16 protein-coding genes are annotated in these 17150 nt (G+C 37.5%); 11 read left to right on the plus strand and 5 right to left on the minus strand.

What is annotated here, in order from left to right:
• Positions 1–90 precede the first annotated feature (90 nt).
• The 8 genes from arsS to GSB9_01772 all read left to right on the plus strand — a co-directional run bounded on the left by arsS (position 91) and on the right by GSB9_01772 (position 6417).
• Complete coding sequence (gene arsS / locus GSB9_01765; protein ID UKM65202.1) at positions 91–1146, plus strand: arsenosugar biosynthesis radical SAM protein ArsS; 1056 nt, start codon at positions 91–93, stop codon at positions 1144–1146.
• A gap of 3 nt (positions 1147–1149) precedes the next feature.
• Complete coding sequence (locus tag GSB9_01766; GenBank protein UKM65203.1) at positions 1150–1644, plus strand: rhodanese-like domain-containing protein; 495 nt, start codon at positions 1150–1152, stop codon at positions 1642–1644.
• Positions 1637–2266, plus strand: coding sequence for a TIGR04282 family arsenosugar biosynthesis glycosyltransferase (locus GSB9_01767; GenBank protein UKM65204.1), 630 nt, complete (start codon positions 1637–1639; stop codon positions 2264–2266). Before GSB9_01766 ends, GSB9_01767 begins: the two co-directional genes overlap by 8 nt.
• The gene (locus GSB9_01768) at positions 2259–3071 is read left to right on the plus strand and encodes a purine-nucleoside phosphorylase (GenBank protein UKM65205.1); all 813 of its coding nucleotides are present in this window, start codon (positions 2259–2261) and stop codon (positions 3069–3071) included. Before GSB9_01767 ends, GSB9_01768 begins: the two co-directional genes overlap by 8 nt.
• An 89-nt stretch (positions 3072–3160) precedes the next feature.
• Positions 3161–4129: an arsenosugar biosynthesis arsenite methyltransferase ArsM gene (arsM, locus tag GSB9_01769; protein ID UKM65206.1), complete on the plus strand. Its 969-nt coding sequence runs from the start codon at positions 3161–3163 to the stop codon at positions 4127–4129.
• A 14-nt stretch (positions 4130–4143) separates the two neighbouring features.
• Positions 4144–5034: a sterol desaturase family protein gene (locus GSB9_01770; GenBank protein UKM65207.1), complete on the plus strand. Its 891-nt coding sequence runs from the start codon at positions 4144–4146 to the stop codon at positions 5032–5034.
• On the plus strand, positions 5031–5732 hold the full coding sequence (locus GSB9_01771) for a DUF547 domain-containing protein (GenBank protein UKM65208.1): 702 nt from the start codon (positions 5031–5033) through the stop codon (positions 5730–5732). Before GSB9_01770 ends, GSB9_01771 begins: the two co-directional genes overlap by 4 nt.
• The gene (locus GSB9_01772) at positions 5725–6417 is read left to right on the plus strand and encodes a TIGR04283 family arsenosugar biosynthesis glycosyltransferase (GenBank protein ID UKM65209.1); all 693 of its coding nucleotides are present in this window, start codon (positions 5725–5727) and stop codon (positions 6415–6417) included. Before GSB9_01771 ends, GSB9_01772 begins: the two co-directional genes overlap by 8 nt.
• Here the strand turns inward: GSB9_01772 and GSB9_01773 are convergent.
• On the minus strand, positions 6414–7145 hold the full coding sequence (locus GSB9_01773) for a serine/threonine protein phosphatase (GenBank protein UKM65210.1): 732 nt from the start codon (positions 7143–7145) through the stop codon (positions 6414–6416). The genes GSB9_01772 and GSB9_01773 overlap by 4 nt on opposite strands.
• Positions 7146–7286: 141 nt before the next feature.
• Here GSB9_01773 and GSB9_01774 point away from each other — a divergent pair, with 141 nt between their 5' ends.
• Both GSB9_01774 and GSB9_01775 read left to right on the plus strand, forming a co-directional pair.
• Positions 7287–10739 carry a pyruvate carboxylase gene (locus GSB9_01774; GenBank protein ID UKM65211.1) on the plus strand — a complete coding sequence of 1151 codons (3453 nt, stop codon included), beginning with the start codon at positions 7287–7289 and terminating at the stop codon, positions 10737–10739.
• A 73-nt stretch (positions 10740–10812) separates the two neighbouring features.
• Positions 10813–11199, plus strand: a complete 387-nt coding sequence (locus GSB9_01775; GenBank protein UKM65212.1) for a hypothetical protein — start codon at positions 10813–10815, stop codon at positions 11197–11199.
• A 139-nt stretch (positions 11200–11338) separates the two neighbouring features.
• Here the strand turns inward: GSB9_01775 and GSB9_01776 are convergent, their stop codons facing one another.
• The 4 genes from GSB9_01776 to GSB9_01779 all read right to left on the minus strand — a co-directional run bounded on the left by GSB9_01776 (position 11339) and on the right by GSB9_01779 (position 15634).
• Positions 11339–12382 (minus strand): beta-lactamase family protein, encoded by a 1044-nt coding sequence (locus GSB9_01776; protein ID UKM65213.2) that lies wholly within the window; start codon positions 12380–12382, stop codon positions 11339–11341.
• 62 nt (positions 12383–12444) lie between these two features.
• Positions 12445–13713 (minus strand): outer membrane protein assembly factor, encoded by a 1269-nt coding sequence (locus GSB9_01777; GenBank protein UKM65214.2) that lies wholly within the window; start codon positions 13711–13713, stop codon positions 12445–12447.
• The gene (locus GSB9_01778; GenBank protein UKM65215.2) at positions 13706–14650 is read right to left on the minus strand and encodes a glycoside hydrolase; all 945 of its coding nucleotides are present in this window, start codon (positions 14648–14650) and stop codon (positions 13706–13708) included. Before GSB9_01778 ends, GSB9_01777 begins: the two co-directional genes overlap by 8 nt.
• Positions 14651–14749: 99 nt before the next feature.
• Positions 14750–15634 carry a hypothetical protein gene (locus GSB9_01779; GenBank protein UKM65216.1) on the minus strand — a complete coding sequence of 295 codons (885 nt, stop codon included), beginning with the start codon at positions 15632–15634 and terminating at the stop codon, positions 14750–14752.
• 198 nt (positions 15635–15832) lie between these two features.
• On the opposite strand from GSB9_01779, the gene GSB9_01780 reads away from it, so the two are divergent.
• Positions 15833–17149, plus strand: a complete 1317-nt coding sequence (locus GSB9_01780) for an NAD(P)/FAD-dependent oxidoreductase (GenBank protein UKM65217.1) — start codon at positions 15833–15835, stop codon at positions 17147–17149.
• The last annotated feature ends 1 nt before the right edge of the window (position 17150 follow it).

A 17150-nucleotide genomic window follows, 5' to 3' on the forward strand; every position in this document is an offset into this window, starting at 1 on the left:
TTCGGCAGTCGCTTCCTCCTGCGTCGGCGAGCTCCAACAAACGCCTCAATCCCTAACGCAAACCCCAACTAAAAAAGAACAATTCAATTAATGGTTACAAAATCCTTACATAAGCGGAACAGCGATTTGGCAAAAAGCAACAAACAATTGGAAATCCTATCCAACGGTATCTTTCAAAACGGGGAATTGCCCACTTTTAAAAATAAAATTGCAGAGAGCAACCAGTTTCCGCTAAAAGCTAAAAAACTAGAAATCCTACAAATTAATGTGGGCTACATGTGTAATCAAACCTGTGCGCATTGTCATGTTGATGCTGGGCCAGACCGCAAGGAAATCATGACTCGCGAAACCATGAAGCAGTGTTTGGACGTTATAAAAACCACAGGCGCTCACACTTTAGATTTAACCGGTGGCGCACCAGAAATGAACCCTAATTTTCGATGGTTTGTAGAAGAAGCTTCAAAAGTGGGCATAAAAGATTTTATTGTACGCTCCAACCTTACCATTATCAGGGCCAATAAAAAATATTACGATTTACCTGAATTTTTCAAAAAACATAATGTGCATGTGGTGAGTTCGATGCCCCACTGGACGCGAGGAAAAACAGACAAACAACGTGGCGATGGCGTGTTTAATGCATCCATTGAAGCATTAAAAATGCTGAACGACGCAGGTTACGGTATGCCCGAAAACCCGTTGCGTTTAGATTTGGTTTATAACCCATCCGGAGCATTTTTGCCCGGAAATCAATCTTCAATGGAAAAAGAGTTTAAAAAAGCTTTAAAAGAAGATTTCGATATTCATTTCCACAATTTATTCGCCATAACCAATTTGCCAATTTCAAGATTTTTGGATTATTTGATAGCCTCTGAAAATTACGAAGATTATATGTACACATTGGTCGAGGCCTACAACCCTACTGCCGTTTCAAACGTAATGTGTACCAACACACTTTCTGTGAGTTGGAATGGGTATTTGTACGATTGCGATTTTAACCAAATGCTTGAATTGCCCGTTAACAGTAAGGCTAAACATATTTCAGAATATAACGAAAACCTTTTGGAAGGACGCGACATTGTTATCTCGCAGCACTGCTACGGTTGTACCGCTGGTGCCGGAAGTAGCTGTCAAGGTAGTGTAGCATAAGCCATGAAACAGATTATCACATACCTTATTTTAATAGTATCCTCCTCGTGTTTTTCACAAAAGACACTTGAAAAACTATTAAAAAAACACAACACCGATAGTATTCCATATATAAGCGTAAGCACACTAGACACCATACTAAACCAGGTTATTTTATTAGACGCCAGAGAAACGAACGAGTTTAAAACCAGTCATTTAAAAAACGCCATCCATATAGGCTATGATGCTTTTGATTTTAAAACATTAAAGGAAAACGTACCTAATAAGCATTCGGAAGTAGTAGTATATTGCTCACTTGGCATACGCTCAGAAGCTATTGCATTGAAATTAAAAAAGGCGGGGTATACCAATGTTAAAAATATATATGGCGGTATTTTTGAATGGAAAAACAACAACCTCCCCGTTTACAATTTAAATGAAAAACAAACCGATAGCGTTCATGTGTATTCCAAGGCATGGCAAAAATGGTTAAAAAAAGGCATAAAAGTTTATGAATAAAACACTGGTTATTGTTTTTGTAAAAAACCCTAAACTAGGGAAAGTAAAGACCCGTTTGGCAAAAAGTATTGGAAATGAGGCTGCTTTAGCCGTGTATTCTAAATTGCTAAAAGTCACCGAAAATGCGGTAAAAAAACTCGATACCGATGTCCTTATTTATTTTTCAGAACATATCGAAGAAGAGGCATGGCATAATTTCAACAAAAACATACAGCATGGAAAAGATTTAGGCGAACGCATGCGGAATGCATTCCAGCAAGGTTTTGAAGACGGTTACGAGCGGATTGCTTTAATCGGTTCTGATTTACCCGATATTTCCGAGAATCATATTAAACAGGCATTACATGTTTTAACGCAGAACGAAGTCGTTTTTGGACCTGCCAAAGATGGGGGTTACTACCTTATTGGACTCAGCAAAATGCATACTTCAATCTTTCAAAACAAACCTTGGAGCCAGCCCAATCTGTTATCGGAAACCCTAAAAGAACTTCACAAAAACAATACAAGTTTTATTACCTTAGAAACCTTAAACGATATTGATACCTATGAAGATTTAATAGCTTCAAAGTTGTATCAAGACAATTTTAAATTACAAGAGAAAACCAAGCAGTTACATGATTAAATTTATTGAAGAGACCGTTGAATACCTTAAAGGAAAAGGTTTTGAAAACCCAGAAATAGGAATCATACTAGGCACCGGGTTGGGGCAACTTATAAATAATGTAGAAATTATTGCTGAAGCCAGCTACAACCATATTCCTAACTTCCCAACGGCAACCGTAGAGTTTCACCAAGGAAAACTTATTTATGGCAAAATCGCAGGAAAAACAGCGGTAGTCATGCAAGGCCGCTTTCATATTTATGAAGGTTATTCACCTCAAGATGTCACTTACCCCGTACGCATTATGGAAAAACTGGGCATCCATACCTTATTGGTTTCCAATGCTGCAGGTGCCATAAACCTTAATTTTAAAAAGGGCGAGCTGATGCTTATTGAAGACCACATTAATCTTCAAGGTAGTTCACCATTGGCTTTTAAAGGTGTTGAACTTTTAGGTGAACGCTTTACCGATATGAGTGCGCCTTACGATTCAGAAATCAACACAACACTTAAGCAAATAGCCAAAAACAACGACATTAAACTTCACGAAGGCGTTTACGCCAGTGTTGTTGGCCCACAACTGGAAACCCGTGCCGAATACCGCATGTTAAAACTTATTGGTGCTGATGCCGTGGGCATGAGTACCGTACCCGAAATAATTGTAGCCAACCATTTAAATTTAAAAGCAGTAGCGGTGTCGGTTTTAACTGATGAATGTGACCCAGACAACCTAGCGCCAGTAGATATTAAAGATATCATTGCCAGCGCCGAAAAAGCAGAGCCCAACATGATAACATTATTCAAAGCATTAATAGAAACATTTTAATAATTGACAGTCAGAAAACGGAATACTGCAGGCCGCCAACTGAACACTATTTACTGAGATTTGTTCACCGAACATTAAATACTGAAAAAATGAGCTACCTAGAAACCACTCACGACATATATAAAGAAGCAGCGCTAACACCCGATGTTGGTCTTTGCTGCACCACAAACCCCATTTGGGAATTGCCCGGGTTAAAAATACCCAAAATCATGCAGGAAATGAATTATGGCTGTGGATCAACGGTGCATGCCCGCGATTTATCAAACAACCCAAAAATGCTTTACGTAGGTGTTGGAGGCGGCATGGAACTTTTACAGTTTGCTTATTTCAACAGAACAAAAGGCGGCGTTGTTGGTATTGATGTGGTTGATGAAATGCTGGAAGCATCACGCAATAATTTTATTGAGGCCGAAAAGCAAAACCCGTGGTTTAAAAGTGAGTTTGTCGATTTAAAAAAAGGGGATGCGCTCCATTTACCTGTGGATGATAACAGTATTGATGTGGCCGCCCAGAACTGCTTATTTAACATTTTTAAGGCCGAAGATTTAAAAAGGGCTATTGCCGAAATGTACCGCGTACTGAAACCCCATGGCAAATTGGTAATGAGTGACCCCACTTGCGAACAGCCCATGAACGACCAGTTGCGAAACAACGATAGGTTACGCGCCCTATGCTTAAGTGGAAGCTTACCTATAGCCGATTATGTAAAAATGCTAACCGACGCCGGTTTTGGCACGATTGAAATAAGAGCCAGAAAACCATATCGTATTTTAGACCCTAAGCATTACCCTACCAATGAGTTGGTTTATATTGAATCCATTGAAGTAGCTGCCATAAAAGACCCTATACCCGAAGATGGGCCATGCATTTTCACGGGGAAAACAGCTATTTATTATGGTGAAAACGATTATTTTGATGACAACAAAGGCCACGTTTTACTTAAAAATCAACCCTTGGCCATTTGCGATAAAACAGCCAGCGCTCTGGCTTCATTAGGTAGAGATGATATTTTTATAAGTGAATCGACTTTTCATTACGACGGTGGCGGTTGCTGTTAAACCATTTTTTTCTGATGGAAAAATATTTAGACATCATAAAAAACTCTTATTTGGGGTATTGGAATTATCTGAATAACGAGATTTTCTTTCCAAATAACTGGCACAATTATTTTTATGGCTTAATAGCCATTTCACTAATTGTTTGGATTTTAGAAATCGCTTTTCCATGGCGAAAAAACCAATCTATTTTCAGAAAAGATTTTTGGTTGGACACCTTTTACATGTTCTTCAACTTCTTTCTTCTTAATTTAATTGTGCTTATCGCTTTATCCAACACGGCCGCCGAAATACTCAATGATATTTTGGGTGCCGTCGAATTACAACTGGCCGATTTCCAGCTTTTCGATGCAAACGATTTACCCAAATGGCTAGGGCTACTTATTTTTTTTCTGGTATCAGACTTTGTACAATGGAACACGCATAGGTTATTGCATAGTTCGCCGTGGCTGTGGAACTTCCATAAAGTACACCATTCGGTTAAAGAAATGGGGTTTGCCGCCCATTTGCGCTACCATTGGATGGAACCTGTAGTTTACAAGTCGTTACTTTATATCCCCTTGGCCCTTATTGCTAATTATAGCGCGCAAGACGTGGCTATTGTTTACTTTTTTAGTATTGCCATTGGCCATTTAAACCACGCTAACTTAGGCTGGGATTACGGCATTTTAAAGTACATTCTCAACAACCCTAAAATGCATATTTGGCACCATGCTAAAAAACTCCCGGAGCATGTTAGGTTTGGCGTTAATTACGGACTAACATTAAGCTTGTGGGACTACCTTTTTAAAACCAATTACGTACCATTCAGTGGACGCGATATTGAATTGGGATTTGAAAGTGATGAGAATTTCCCTGAAGACTTTGTTAACCAAGAGCTTTATCCATTATCTAAAAGAAAATCATGAACAACACATTGCTTTCTGTTATATTCCTTTTTGTTGTAAACATCAATTACGGCCAGCATGTAAGCCATCATGTTTGGAATGACTTGCTTCATAACTATGTCTCCACCTCGGGAAAAGTGAATTACAAGGGCTTAAAAAAACAAGAAAAAGACCTTGGAAAATATATAAAATACTTGACTGAAAACATTCCAAAAAGCACTTGGCTCAAAAATGAAACATTGGCTTATTGGATTAATGCGTACAATGCGCTTACCGTCGATTTAATCTTGAAACACTACCCAGTAAAAAGTATCAAGGATATAAAAAACCCGTGGAAACAACGTTTGTGGGAATTGGGCGGAAAAGCATATAGTTTAGATAAAATTGAGCACGATATATTACGAAAAATGGACGAGCCTCGAATTCATTTCGCTATAGTTTGCGCCTCCTATTCGTGTCCTAAACTCCAAAACGAAGCGTTTACCCCCAAGCAGTTAGACCATCAATTAACTAATGCTACAAAGGATTTTTTGAGTGACTCGAGCCGAAATGAAATATCAAAAAACAAATTAAAACTTTCAAAAATATTTCAATGGTTTTCCAAAGATTTTGAGAAAAATGGGAGTTTGATTGATTTTTTAAATCAGTATTCCGATATTGAGATTTCACCTAAAGCAAAAACAAATTTTAAAGATTATAGCTGGGATTTGAATGAATAAAATTTCTATTGTAATTCCAATTTTAAACGAAGCTGAATTTATTACAAAATTGCTTCGACACCTCATAGATAATACTAACCCAAGAAATATTTCAGAAATTATTGTTGTAGATGGTGGCAGCACCGATGGTTCGCAAAAGTTAGTTTCAAACTTCGGTAATATCATCCTTTTAAATTCTGAGAAAGGCCGCGCCAAACAAATGAACTTTGGAGTAAAGCAAGTTACAGGAAACGTTCTTTATTTTTTACATGCCGATTCGGTTCCGCCAAAACATTTCGACCAGCTCATTCTCAACGAAATACAAAGAGGAAATGAAGCTGGATGCTTTAGAATGCAATTTAACAGCAACCATTGGTGGCTTAAGTTGGCAAGTTGGTTCACCCAATATAACTGGCGTACCTGTCGTGGTGGGGATCAAAGCTTGTTTATAACCAAAACACTTTTTGATGCAGTTGGTGGTTTTAACGAAGATTACAAAATCTACGAAGACAATATTTTAATCAACCAACTTTATGACCGAAATCAATTTGTGGTTATCAACAAAAAACTCCAAACCTCAGCAAGAATGTACCAAAAACACGGTATTTGGAAACTCCAGTTTCATTATTGGGCCATTTATTTAAAAAAATGGTTGGGTGCAGATGCCAACGCCCTTTTTAGGTATTATAAAAAGCATATTAGCTAACCTTTATTTCTCCCTGTTTCATTGGGGTATAAACCTGGTAAATTATCACTTTGCCAAAATACTTTAGAATCGACATCAATACCCGTTAATTTCCCTTTAAAAGCAGCACCCGTATCGATGTTCCAAACATTGGCAGCGTTCATGGGTTCTTCAGAATTAAAATTGGTGGTCGGGGTATGACCAATATAAATTTCATCGTAGTGTTTTAGTCGATTAGGAAACAAAGCCGAATCTCTTTCAATGCGCTTATCCATGGTCAGCGCCATTTCCCAAAGGGTTCTGTCAAAATACAAAGTGGTTTGAAACACTTCTTTTTCAACGCCGTGCATCGATGTAAATCCGGCATGTAAAAACAAGCGGTTCTTTTCATCCAAATGATACATTTTTAAGTTTTCGAAAAACTCGAGATGTTTTTGTTTGGCTTCACCGGAAAATCCGTAATAACTATCCATGGTTTCTTTTCCTCCATGCATATACCATGTTGGATTAACCTCACCATCGCGCAACCAATTTTCGCACCACACATCGTGGTTTCCTTTTATAAAAATGCAGTTAATTTTTTCTGATAGTTCAATTAAAAGTTGAATAACCTGTGCCGATTCGCTCCAGCCATCCACATAGTCACCCATAAAAATCAGGGTATCTTCGTCTTTAACTTCCATTACATTTAAAACTTGCACCAAGGCCTTTAAGCCACCATGAATATCTCCTATTGCTAAAACTCGCATAATTTTCGTTTTCAACAAAACTAGTAGTTTACAAACATACGAATCAAGAAGAATATGAAATATTGTTAAAAATGATTTAGGTCATTAACATAAATTCGTATTTTAAGCACGCTATTAACAAACTAACTAAACACACCTTCCATGAAAATTAAAAAAGTTTTAGTGGCCAACCGTGGCGAAATTGCCATACGGATTTTTAGGGCATGCACAGAAATTAACGTTAAAACCGTTGGCATATATACTTACGAAGACCGCTATTCGTTGCATCGTTACAAGTCAGACGAATCCTACCAAATTGGTGACGACAATGAGCCATTAAAACCTTATTTGAATATTGATGCCATTATAAAAATAGCCTTAGAAAGTGGCGCCGATGCTATCCATCCCGGTTATGGCTTTTTATCTGAAAACGCAAATTTTGCCCAAGCCTGTGCCAATAACGACATTATTTTTGTCGGCCCAAAAGTATCTGTTTTAAAAGCTTTGGGCGATAAAATAACCGCTAAAGAGGTAGCCATTGCCAACAACATACCCATAATAAAAAGTAACGAAAACCCTTTAATCAATGTTGATATTGCTATTTCCGAAGCCAAAAAAATAGGCTATCCCATCATGCTAAAAGCTGCCTCTGGCGGCGGCGGAAGAGGCATGCGCGTCATCAGAAACGAAGAGGAACTTAAAAAAGCATACACCGAAAGTAAACGCGAAGCGCTAAACGCATTTGGAGACGATACGGTATTTTTGGAAAAATTTGTTGAGAATCCCAAACACATTGAAATACAAATTGTAGCCGACAGCCATGGCAATACGGTTCATCTTTTTGAGCGTGATTGCTCGGTACAACGCCGCTACCAAAAGGTTATTGAATTTGCTCCATCCTATGGTTTAAATGAAGAAACTAAAAACGCATTGTACAACTATGCCATTACAATTTGTACGGCTGTAGATTACAATAACATTGGCACTGTAGAATTTTTGGTGGATGACGACGATTCCATTTATTTTATTGAAGTCAACCCCAGAATTCAAGTCGAACATACGGTAACCGAGGTGATAACCAATATCGACCTTGTAAAAACGCAACTGTTTATAGCTGGTGGTTATAAACTAAACGACGAGCAAATAAAAATTACCAACCAAGAGTCGATAAAAATAAACGGCTACGCCCTACAATGCCGCATAACTACCGAGAATCCTCAAAGCGATTTTAAACCAGATTACGGCACGGTTTCGGCCTACCGCAGCGCCTCTGGATTTGGTATTCGTTTGGATGCCGGCAGTATTTATCAAGGTGCTAAAATCTCACCATTTTTCGATTCTATGCTGGTTAAGGTTACCGCACATAGCCGTACCCTTGATGGCGCGAGTCGAAAAATTCGGCGTGCCTTGGCAGAATTCAGAATTCGTGGCGTAAAAACAAACATGCCCTTTCTCGACAACATCCTAAAACACGACACCTTTAGAAAAGGATTGGTTACGGTTAATTTTATAAAAGAAAATCCCGACTTATTTGAATTTAAAGCCCCACGAAACAGGGCTACAAAACTCATCACCTATTTGGGCGACATTATTGTTAATGGCAACCCCGATGTTAAAAATATTGACCATTCGAAAACCTTTGTAAAACCTATAGTACCCAAGTTTGATGCTTACGCAGAATACCCCGAAGGCACCAAAAACCTTCTATCAAAACTAGGTCCTGAACAATTTTCTGAATGGCTTAAAAACGAAAAGAAAGTTCATTTTACAGATACTACCATGCGCGATGCCCATCAAAGTTTATTGGCTACCCGCATGCGTACCTTCGATATGCTAAAAGTTGCCGAGGGTTATGCCAAAAACCACCCTGATATTTTTAGCATGGAAGTATGGGGCGGTGCCACTTTTGATGTGTGTTTACGCTTTCTGCAAGAAAACCCTTGGGAACGACTTCGCCTGCTACGAAAAGCGATACCAAATCTTTTACTCCAAATGCTTATTCGAGGGTCAAATGGTGTGGGCTACAAAGCCTATCCAGATAATTTAATTGGTGAATTTGTTGAACATGCCTGGGAAAACGGCGTGGATGTGTTCCGGATTTTCGACTCGCTAAACTGGATGAAATCGTTGGGCCCTTGTATCGAGCATGTACGCACCCGAACCCAAGGCTTAGCGGAAGGCTCCATTTGCTACACCAACGATATTTTAAACCCCAACAATAAAAAATATGATTTAAAATATTACGTTACCCTTGCCAAAGATATCGAAAATGCCGGTGCCCATATTTTAGGTGTAAAAGACATGGCTGGCTTACTAAAACCCTATGCCGCTTACGAGCTCATTTCAGCCTTAAAGACTGAATTGAATATTCCTATTCACTTACACACCCACGATACGTCGTCTATTCAAGCAGCCACTTACTTAAAGGCTATTGAAGCTGGTGTTGATGTGGTTGATGTTGCCTTGGGCGGGTTATCGGGCCTCACCTCACAGCCCAATTTTAATTCGGTAGTAGAAATGCTAAAATTCCAGGAACGGGCTTCCGATATAAATATTGATTCATTAAATAAATATTCCAATTATTGGGAAACGGTAAGAGCATATTACTACCCCTTTGAATCGGGTTTAAAATCTGGTTCGGGAGAAGTTTTTAAACATGAAATTCCGGGCGGACAATATTCTAATTTAAAACCTCAAGCACGCGCTCTTGGTTTGGAAGATAGGTTTCATGAAATTACGCAAATGTACAGCGATGTTAACCAACTTTTTGGCGACATTGTAAAAGTAACACCAAGCTCAAAAGTGGTGGGCGATATGGCGCAATTTTTAGTCAGCAACAACCTCAGTATTCAAGATGTTCTTGAACGGGGCGATAGTTTATCTTTTCCGCAGTCGGTAGTCGATTTTTTCAAAGGTGATCTAGGGCAACCTGTTGGTGGATTCCCAAAAGACCTTCAAAAACTCATTTTAAAAGACCAAAAACCATACACCGACCGACCCAATGCCCATATGCCCTCTCTAGATTTAGAAAAGGAGTATACAGATTTTAAAAAAATATTTGAACAGGATTTAAGCAGAACTATTGAATATACCGATTTTCTATCCTATCAATTATACCCCAAAGTGTTTACCGATGCTTACAACAAGCATTTAAAATACGACAACCTTATGAACTTACCTACCAAAAACTTCTTTTACGGTATGGAAATTGGCGAGGAGATTATTGTGGAAATTGATAAAGGCAAACGCATTCTAATTACTTTAGAATCAATTGGACAACCCAATAAAGACGGTATGGTAACAGTTTATTTTAAGCTTAACGGACAAGGCCGAAGTGTTGACATTAAAGACCAATCCATAAAAGTCGATAAAGTAGAACATATTAAAATCGATAAAACTGATGACGGTCAAATTGGCGCACCACTACAAGGCATGCTTTCCACAATTCTAGTAAAACGCGGTGAAAAAGTAACGAAAAACCAACCCTTATTTGTTATTGAAGCCATGAAAATGGAAACCACCATTACAGCCAATGCCGACGCCATAGTTAAAAAGTTGATTTTAAAGCCTGGAATTATGGTTAATGCCGATGATCTGGTTATGGTATTAGAGTGACCTAAAATAAATTATAGAAAACGTACACTTTAAAAATTAAAGTAGAATTTAAAGAAATACAAAGGTTTAGCCAATGGTGGCTTTGGCTCATTTTAACATTCATAGCCGGATTAACCCTTTGGACCGTTTACAAAAACAATTTATTCTAGGCGGAAAATTTGGAGATAACCCTACGCCCAACCTAGGCCTTTTAATATTTTCTGTTGTTATGTTTTCAATAATCGGCTTGTTTGTGTTCATGCGATTAAATACCGAAATAGACGAAAAAGAAATCCGTATAAATTTCTTTCCTTTAACCAAGAAGGTTTTCAAATGGCATACCATAAAAAAAGCTGAAGTTTTAAACTATGGATTTGTAGGTGGTTGGGGCATTAGAATTTGGACAAAATATGGAACCGTTTATAACACTAAAGGCAACAAAGGCTTGGCCATTGAACTTTACAGCGGGAAAAATATTTAATTGGCACCCAAAAAGCAACTGAACTTAGCAATGTTGTTGAACGCTTTAAACAATAAGAAACCCCTATTGATTAATCCAATAGGGTTATATCTTCTTACATCTTCAACACAAAACGCTCGAATTCTAATTCCAGGAAAACCTAATTACCTGTTTGTAGTGTTTCAAATATTTCGTTTATAAGTTTATCGAACATTTTTTCAGAATTAGGGTTTGAGCAATTTGCCATAATTGTGATAACCACGTTAGTTTCTGGATATACATAAAAAATACTATAACCTCCTAAACCATTTCCTATATGTCCAAAATAAGGCCGACCCGAAGCATCATAACTCACTTGAAAACCAATTCCATAATAGGTTGAAGCAAAAGTATTATTGGATTTTATTTTTTGGGCTGTTATAAATGTTTTTAGCGTATTGGGGTCAACCAACAACTTATTTAACAAGGCATTCCCAAAAGTGTTGATATCTTTACATGTTGACAAATACCCTCCTGACGCCAACTTAAAATAGTTGTTCACCTCTTGTACTGGTTTAAATTCTCTTCTTCCTTTTTTTTGATAAAAAACAGCTTTACCTTTTAAGTATTGGTTTTTATCAGCAAAGGTTTTATCCATCCCAAAAGGGATTAACACCCTTGTTTTTACAAAATCTTCAAAAGCCACATGAGTTTGCTCTTGTATGGCCAGCGAAATTAAATTCCAATTATAGCTGGAATAGGCAAAATTTGTACCTGGTTTGAACCTAAGAGAATCATTTTCAAAAAAAACTATGCCTTCCTTTATAGTTAAAAGGTTGTTGTTTCTAAACTCATTCCCTTTATAATTCCTAATCCCAGAGGTGTGCTCACCTAATTGCCTTATGGTTATATCATATTGCTTTTTGGGGAAATAGGGCACATACTCGTTAACCGAACTATCCAAATCGATTAAGCCATTTTCTACCGCTTTCAATAACGCAATCGCCGATATAGGCTTAGAAACACTAGCAATTCTGAAAATAGTATGTTCTGTACTAACGGGCACATTTCTTTTAATATCTGCAAGCCCAACACCTTTAGACCATACTACCTCTTGGTTTTTAGAGACCATTATGGCCATTCCAGGCACTTTTCGTTTACGTAGCATTCTTTCCGCAATACGCTCGGCTTTTTTAAACCCTTTTAAGGGGTTGTTTTGCGCCATGGTTTTACCAGAAAATAAACACATGGAACAAAATATAATTAAAAAAATAACTCTTTCCATAACTAAAAATACTGCCCAATACCAAAAACAAAACCCCTGCTAGCATTTTGGTTTATGCCATAGCCATAATCTATTCTAAAAATTGCGTTGTAAATTTCTTTATGAATAAATCGAAGCCCCACCCCAGGATACAACTTCATGTTCTCTGATTTGGTAAAATCAGTTAAATCGCCACCAGGGTTTCTCCAAGACCCAGCGTCAATAAAGGCATTTCCTTGCAATACAAACCAGCCTTTTTCAATAAGTGTTTGCCTGAGTTCGGTATTAAATACTATTGTACCTGTACCTCTGTCAATGGTATTGCCAACGCCTCTCACATTTAAATTGTTGTCTACTGAGAAAGGCGCAAACGGGGTTTTATCATTGGTTGAAAACCCCACGCGAACTCTGGTTGCCCAATTTCCTCTTGTACCTAATCTTTTAAAGTATAAAAAGTCGTTCCAGCCAATAAAAAAATCGGGCAACATATCGTTGGTAGAGGTAACATATTGAAAATTAAATTGATTCCTAATCCCAGAAATATAGTGGTAGAAATAATCTAATTTATTATAATCATAAATACCCTTAACCAACCATTTGTGTACGCTTAATTCTGGCCTGTTATTAATATTTTCACCTTTAAACTTATAATCTTCAATAAAATAATTGGCTCCTAACCCCAGCCTGTTCTTTAAATCAAACTGAAACAAACCCATCATTTCCATCGATTTATTTCGATATTTGTAATTAGCAGTTTCATCATCAAAAAAAACGGGCTCTTGTGTGGTTAAATCTTGAAAGTTTAAGGCTAGCCCCAATCGGTTTGTAAATAAATAGGGAGCTCTAAAATTTAACGCATAAGAACTGTAAATATCCTTTTGGTAAAATCCGCCAAAAATCATATTTCTTCCTAGAACATTATACTCGTACAACCCGATGCGATAAGCAAACTCGTCCTCATCAGTCGTATATACATTTAACGACGGAATAAGGGTGAAATTTTCAACAATATTATAAAACAAGTTATACTGATTTCCCTCAACAGGAAAAACTTGGAAAGAAGCATGAGATACTGACGGCAATCGTTTTAAACGAACCATATCCTGTTCAATAACAACAGAATCTAAAACCACTCCACTTTTTATTGAAGATATTCTTTTTATAAATGACGCTTTTAGTTTTTTGTTCCCCTGAATTTTTAAGTCGCTAACCGTTTTATCTTGGCATTCAAAACTCTGCAAGGTCAAGATTGAAAACAGCAAGGGCAATAAAAAGCGCATTGTTTTATTCATTTAATCTGTACTGTTTTTTTATTAAGCTTTGAACCGGCTTATTTTGAGGAGTAAACCTCGAATTTGCTTTCCCCCCTGCCTGTTCGTGGTTATGATGCCACTTCCAAATAAAGCCTCCTACAAACCAAGATTCACTCCAAAAGGTTTTGAATAAAGCTGCCGTTGTATGGGTTTGTGCTTTTAGGTTTACCTCCTTCATACTCCGGTCACTTTTCCATGGTGCTCGCCCAGCAAAATCTACACTTCTGTACCCGTATTCTGTAAACAGAATAGGTTTATTATATGCTTCCCATGCTTCAAAAATCTTATTTTTATAAGATTTCCAACCAATCAAACATTCCTTTAGCGATGGGGTTTTGCTATTACTTACAGGAAAATAGGCATCAATTCCTATAAAATTCATTTTATTCCAAAAGGGCGTACTTTCAAACTCATTCCAATTAGCGGCGTAGGTAAGTTTTCCATTGTAAATGCTTCTAATTTCACTTATCAATTGGTGCCAATATTCTGGCCTGTGCTCAATAAATTTTTCGAGTTCTGTACCAATACAAAAGATATCGACATCCATCGTTTGGGCAAGCTGCGCAAAATCAAGTATAAATTGTGAATATGAGGTTTCAAGACGCTTCCAACCAACCTCATCATCCATTTTAATCTGCCCGGTGAATTCACCATGCCACACCCATATTTGCGGTTTTAGCATAATGCTTATACCTTGTTTATTGAGCGTTTTGATATATTGCTCAATACCGGTTTTGGTCTCGCCAAACCATTGTTTTTCGGTATTGAACACAATTTCTGGATGCTTTAGGTTTTTAATAAACCCATAAGGTATTACCGCGGCGTAATTTGCATTCAGTTCAACTAAAGGCTTAACGTGATGGTCGGTAATTGAATCTTTTGAAGCCACAAAACTCACGCCGTTTATTTTTTCCATTTGTGGAACACAAAACTGAAAAGCCAGAATAAGCAGTAGAGGCAAAAATTTAGTCATAAAAACGGAATAAATTCACACTTCTAATTTAGCATAAAATTGTTAAAATAATGCTCTAAGTCCTAAGTTAAAAGTTTGCCCTAGCCCTGTGCTTGTACCACGAATAAAATTAGTATACAAGGCCTCAATATTTAAAACCGAATTCAGTTGATATTTGGCACCACCACCAACGGCCGTAAAATCTTGTGAAAAATTATTCCCTAAATCCAAAAGTTGTGCGTGCTGCACCAACGCCAATACCGTAAACTTGGAACTTGGAAAATAACTCAAAAATACCCCTGGCGTTAGCCTTAAACTATTATTGGCAAAGCTATTTTCTTTTTTTCCGAAGTTTAGCTCGGTATTCAATTCAGAAAACAATTGCCAATCGCCATTGGCAAAACTGTAATCGTAAAAAAATCGGTTTTGAAGAATAAACCCTTTTTGATCCAAATATACCCCGTTTTCAACCTCATTATCTATCAAAGGAATATGAAATGCCGTTTGAACCGTAAAGTTTGAAATGGTTTTTATTGGGTTGAACTTTATCGCTGGAGCAATAGATGTAAAACCAGAACGTGCAGAATTTGATGCACCATCAAATTTAAACACGTCGAAAGTATTTCGCCCACTAACTACATTAGAACGAAATTCCAACAACACACCTATGTTAAAATTATTATTATCCGAAATACCTGAAAAAACATCTATGGTTGAAGTAAAGAATGTGTTTCTTGGAATACTTCGCTTTGTACCATTGTCTCCGAATAAATCTTCAGTTTCAGTGTATAAATTATTAAACCATTTAATATCCCACTGGCCTTTTTTTAACAATTTGGACGGCGTGTAAGTCTGAATGTTACTTTGTTGATTTGATTGCCTATTGTCTTGCGAAAACCCAATACAGAAACCCACTAAAAAAAGAAACAGGGTAATTAAATGCCTCATGCGAAGTTGTTTAGATTAGTTAGAATGTCGTTTCAGTCGACTCAAGCATTAACAACCTTACAAATTAAACATAAACCTCAGCTTTAAAAGCTGTTTGTTTCTCTCAAAAAAGAGTTTATTTATTGTCATTCTAAATTTAAGACTAAAAAATAAGTTATTACCTTTAACATCGACCTATAAGAACATAATCAACAAAATATGGAAGAACATATTGTAATTATTGGCAATGGTATTTCGGGTGTAACGGCAGCACGACACATTAGGAAATTGTCCAATAAAAAAATTACGATTATTTCTACCGAAACCGAATATTTCTTTTCACGCACTGCGCTCATGTACGTTTACATGGGGCATATGACATTTGAACACACCCAACCCTACGAAAATTGGTTTTGGAAAAAAAATAGAATCGAGCTGAAGAAAGCTTATGTGAATACTGTTGATACCTCAACAAAAACCTTATATTTTTCTGAAGGTGATACGCTGCAATATGATAAGCTCATTATTGCCTCAGGCAGCAAACCCAACAAATTTGGCTGGCCGGGCCAAGATTTAAAGGGCGTTATAGGATTTTACCACAAACAAGATTTGGAAAATTTAGAAACATATGCGCCCAATAACCAAGTGTGCAAACGCGCCGTCATTGTTGGTGGTGGACTTATTGGTATCGAATTGGCCGAAATGCTTAGTTCGCGTAACATTCCTGTGACGTTTTTGGTTCGTGAATCCAGTTTTTGGAACAGTGTTTTGCCCGACGGTGAAAGTGAAATGATTAATCGACATATAAAAAACCATCATATTGACTTGCGCTTGAGCACCAACTTAAAGGAAATCAAATCTGATGAAAACGGAAAAGTAAAATCGGTAATTTTCGAAGAAACCGATGAAGAAATTGCATGCGATATGGTAGGGTTAACTGCAGGGGTATCACCAAACATTGATTTTTTAAAGTCAAGTAAAATAGAGACAGGCAAAGGCGTAAAAGTAAATCGTTTTTTAGAAACCAATATTAAAAATGTTTATGCCATTGGTGATTGTGCCGAACAACATGAAGCCATTGGGAACAGACGTCCTATTGAAGCCGTTTGGTACACGGGTCGTATGATGGGCGAAGTTGTGGCACAAATCATTTGTGGCAACCGCTTGCCTTATAATCCAGGGCATTGGTTCAATTCAGCCAAATTTTTCGATATTGAATACCAAACCTACGGCTGGGTGCACGGCAAAAAAGGAAAGCCCGATTACGAAACCCATTTTCATTGGAAACATAACGACGACACTAAATGCATTACCGTAGCCTATAATAAAAACACCAAAGTTTTTTTGGGCATAAACACATTTGGTATCCGAATGAGGCACGAAACTTTCAATACATGGCTTAATGAGAAACGCGATATTGATTTCGTTGTGCAAAATTTAGCAGTAGCCAATTTCGACCCTGAATTTTACACCCCCTACGAACAAGAGATTTTATCCGCTTACAACAAACAAGTACAAACAACACTATCTGTATAAT

This window comes from Flavobacteriaceae bacterium GSB9 (assembly GCA_022749295.1).
Classification (GTDB): Bacteria; Bacteroidota; Bacteroidia; order Flavobacteriales; family Flavobacteriaceae; genus Flavisericum.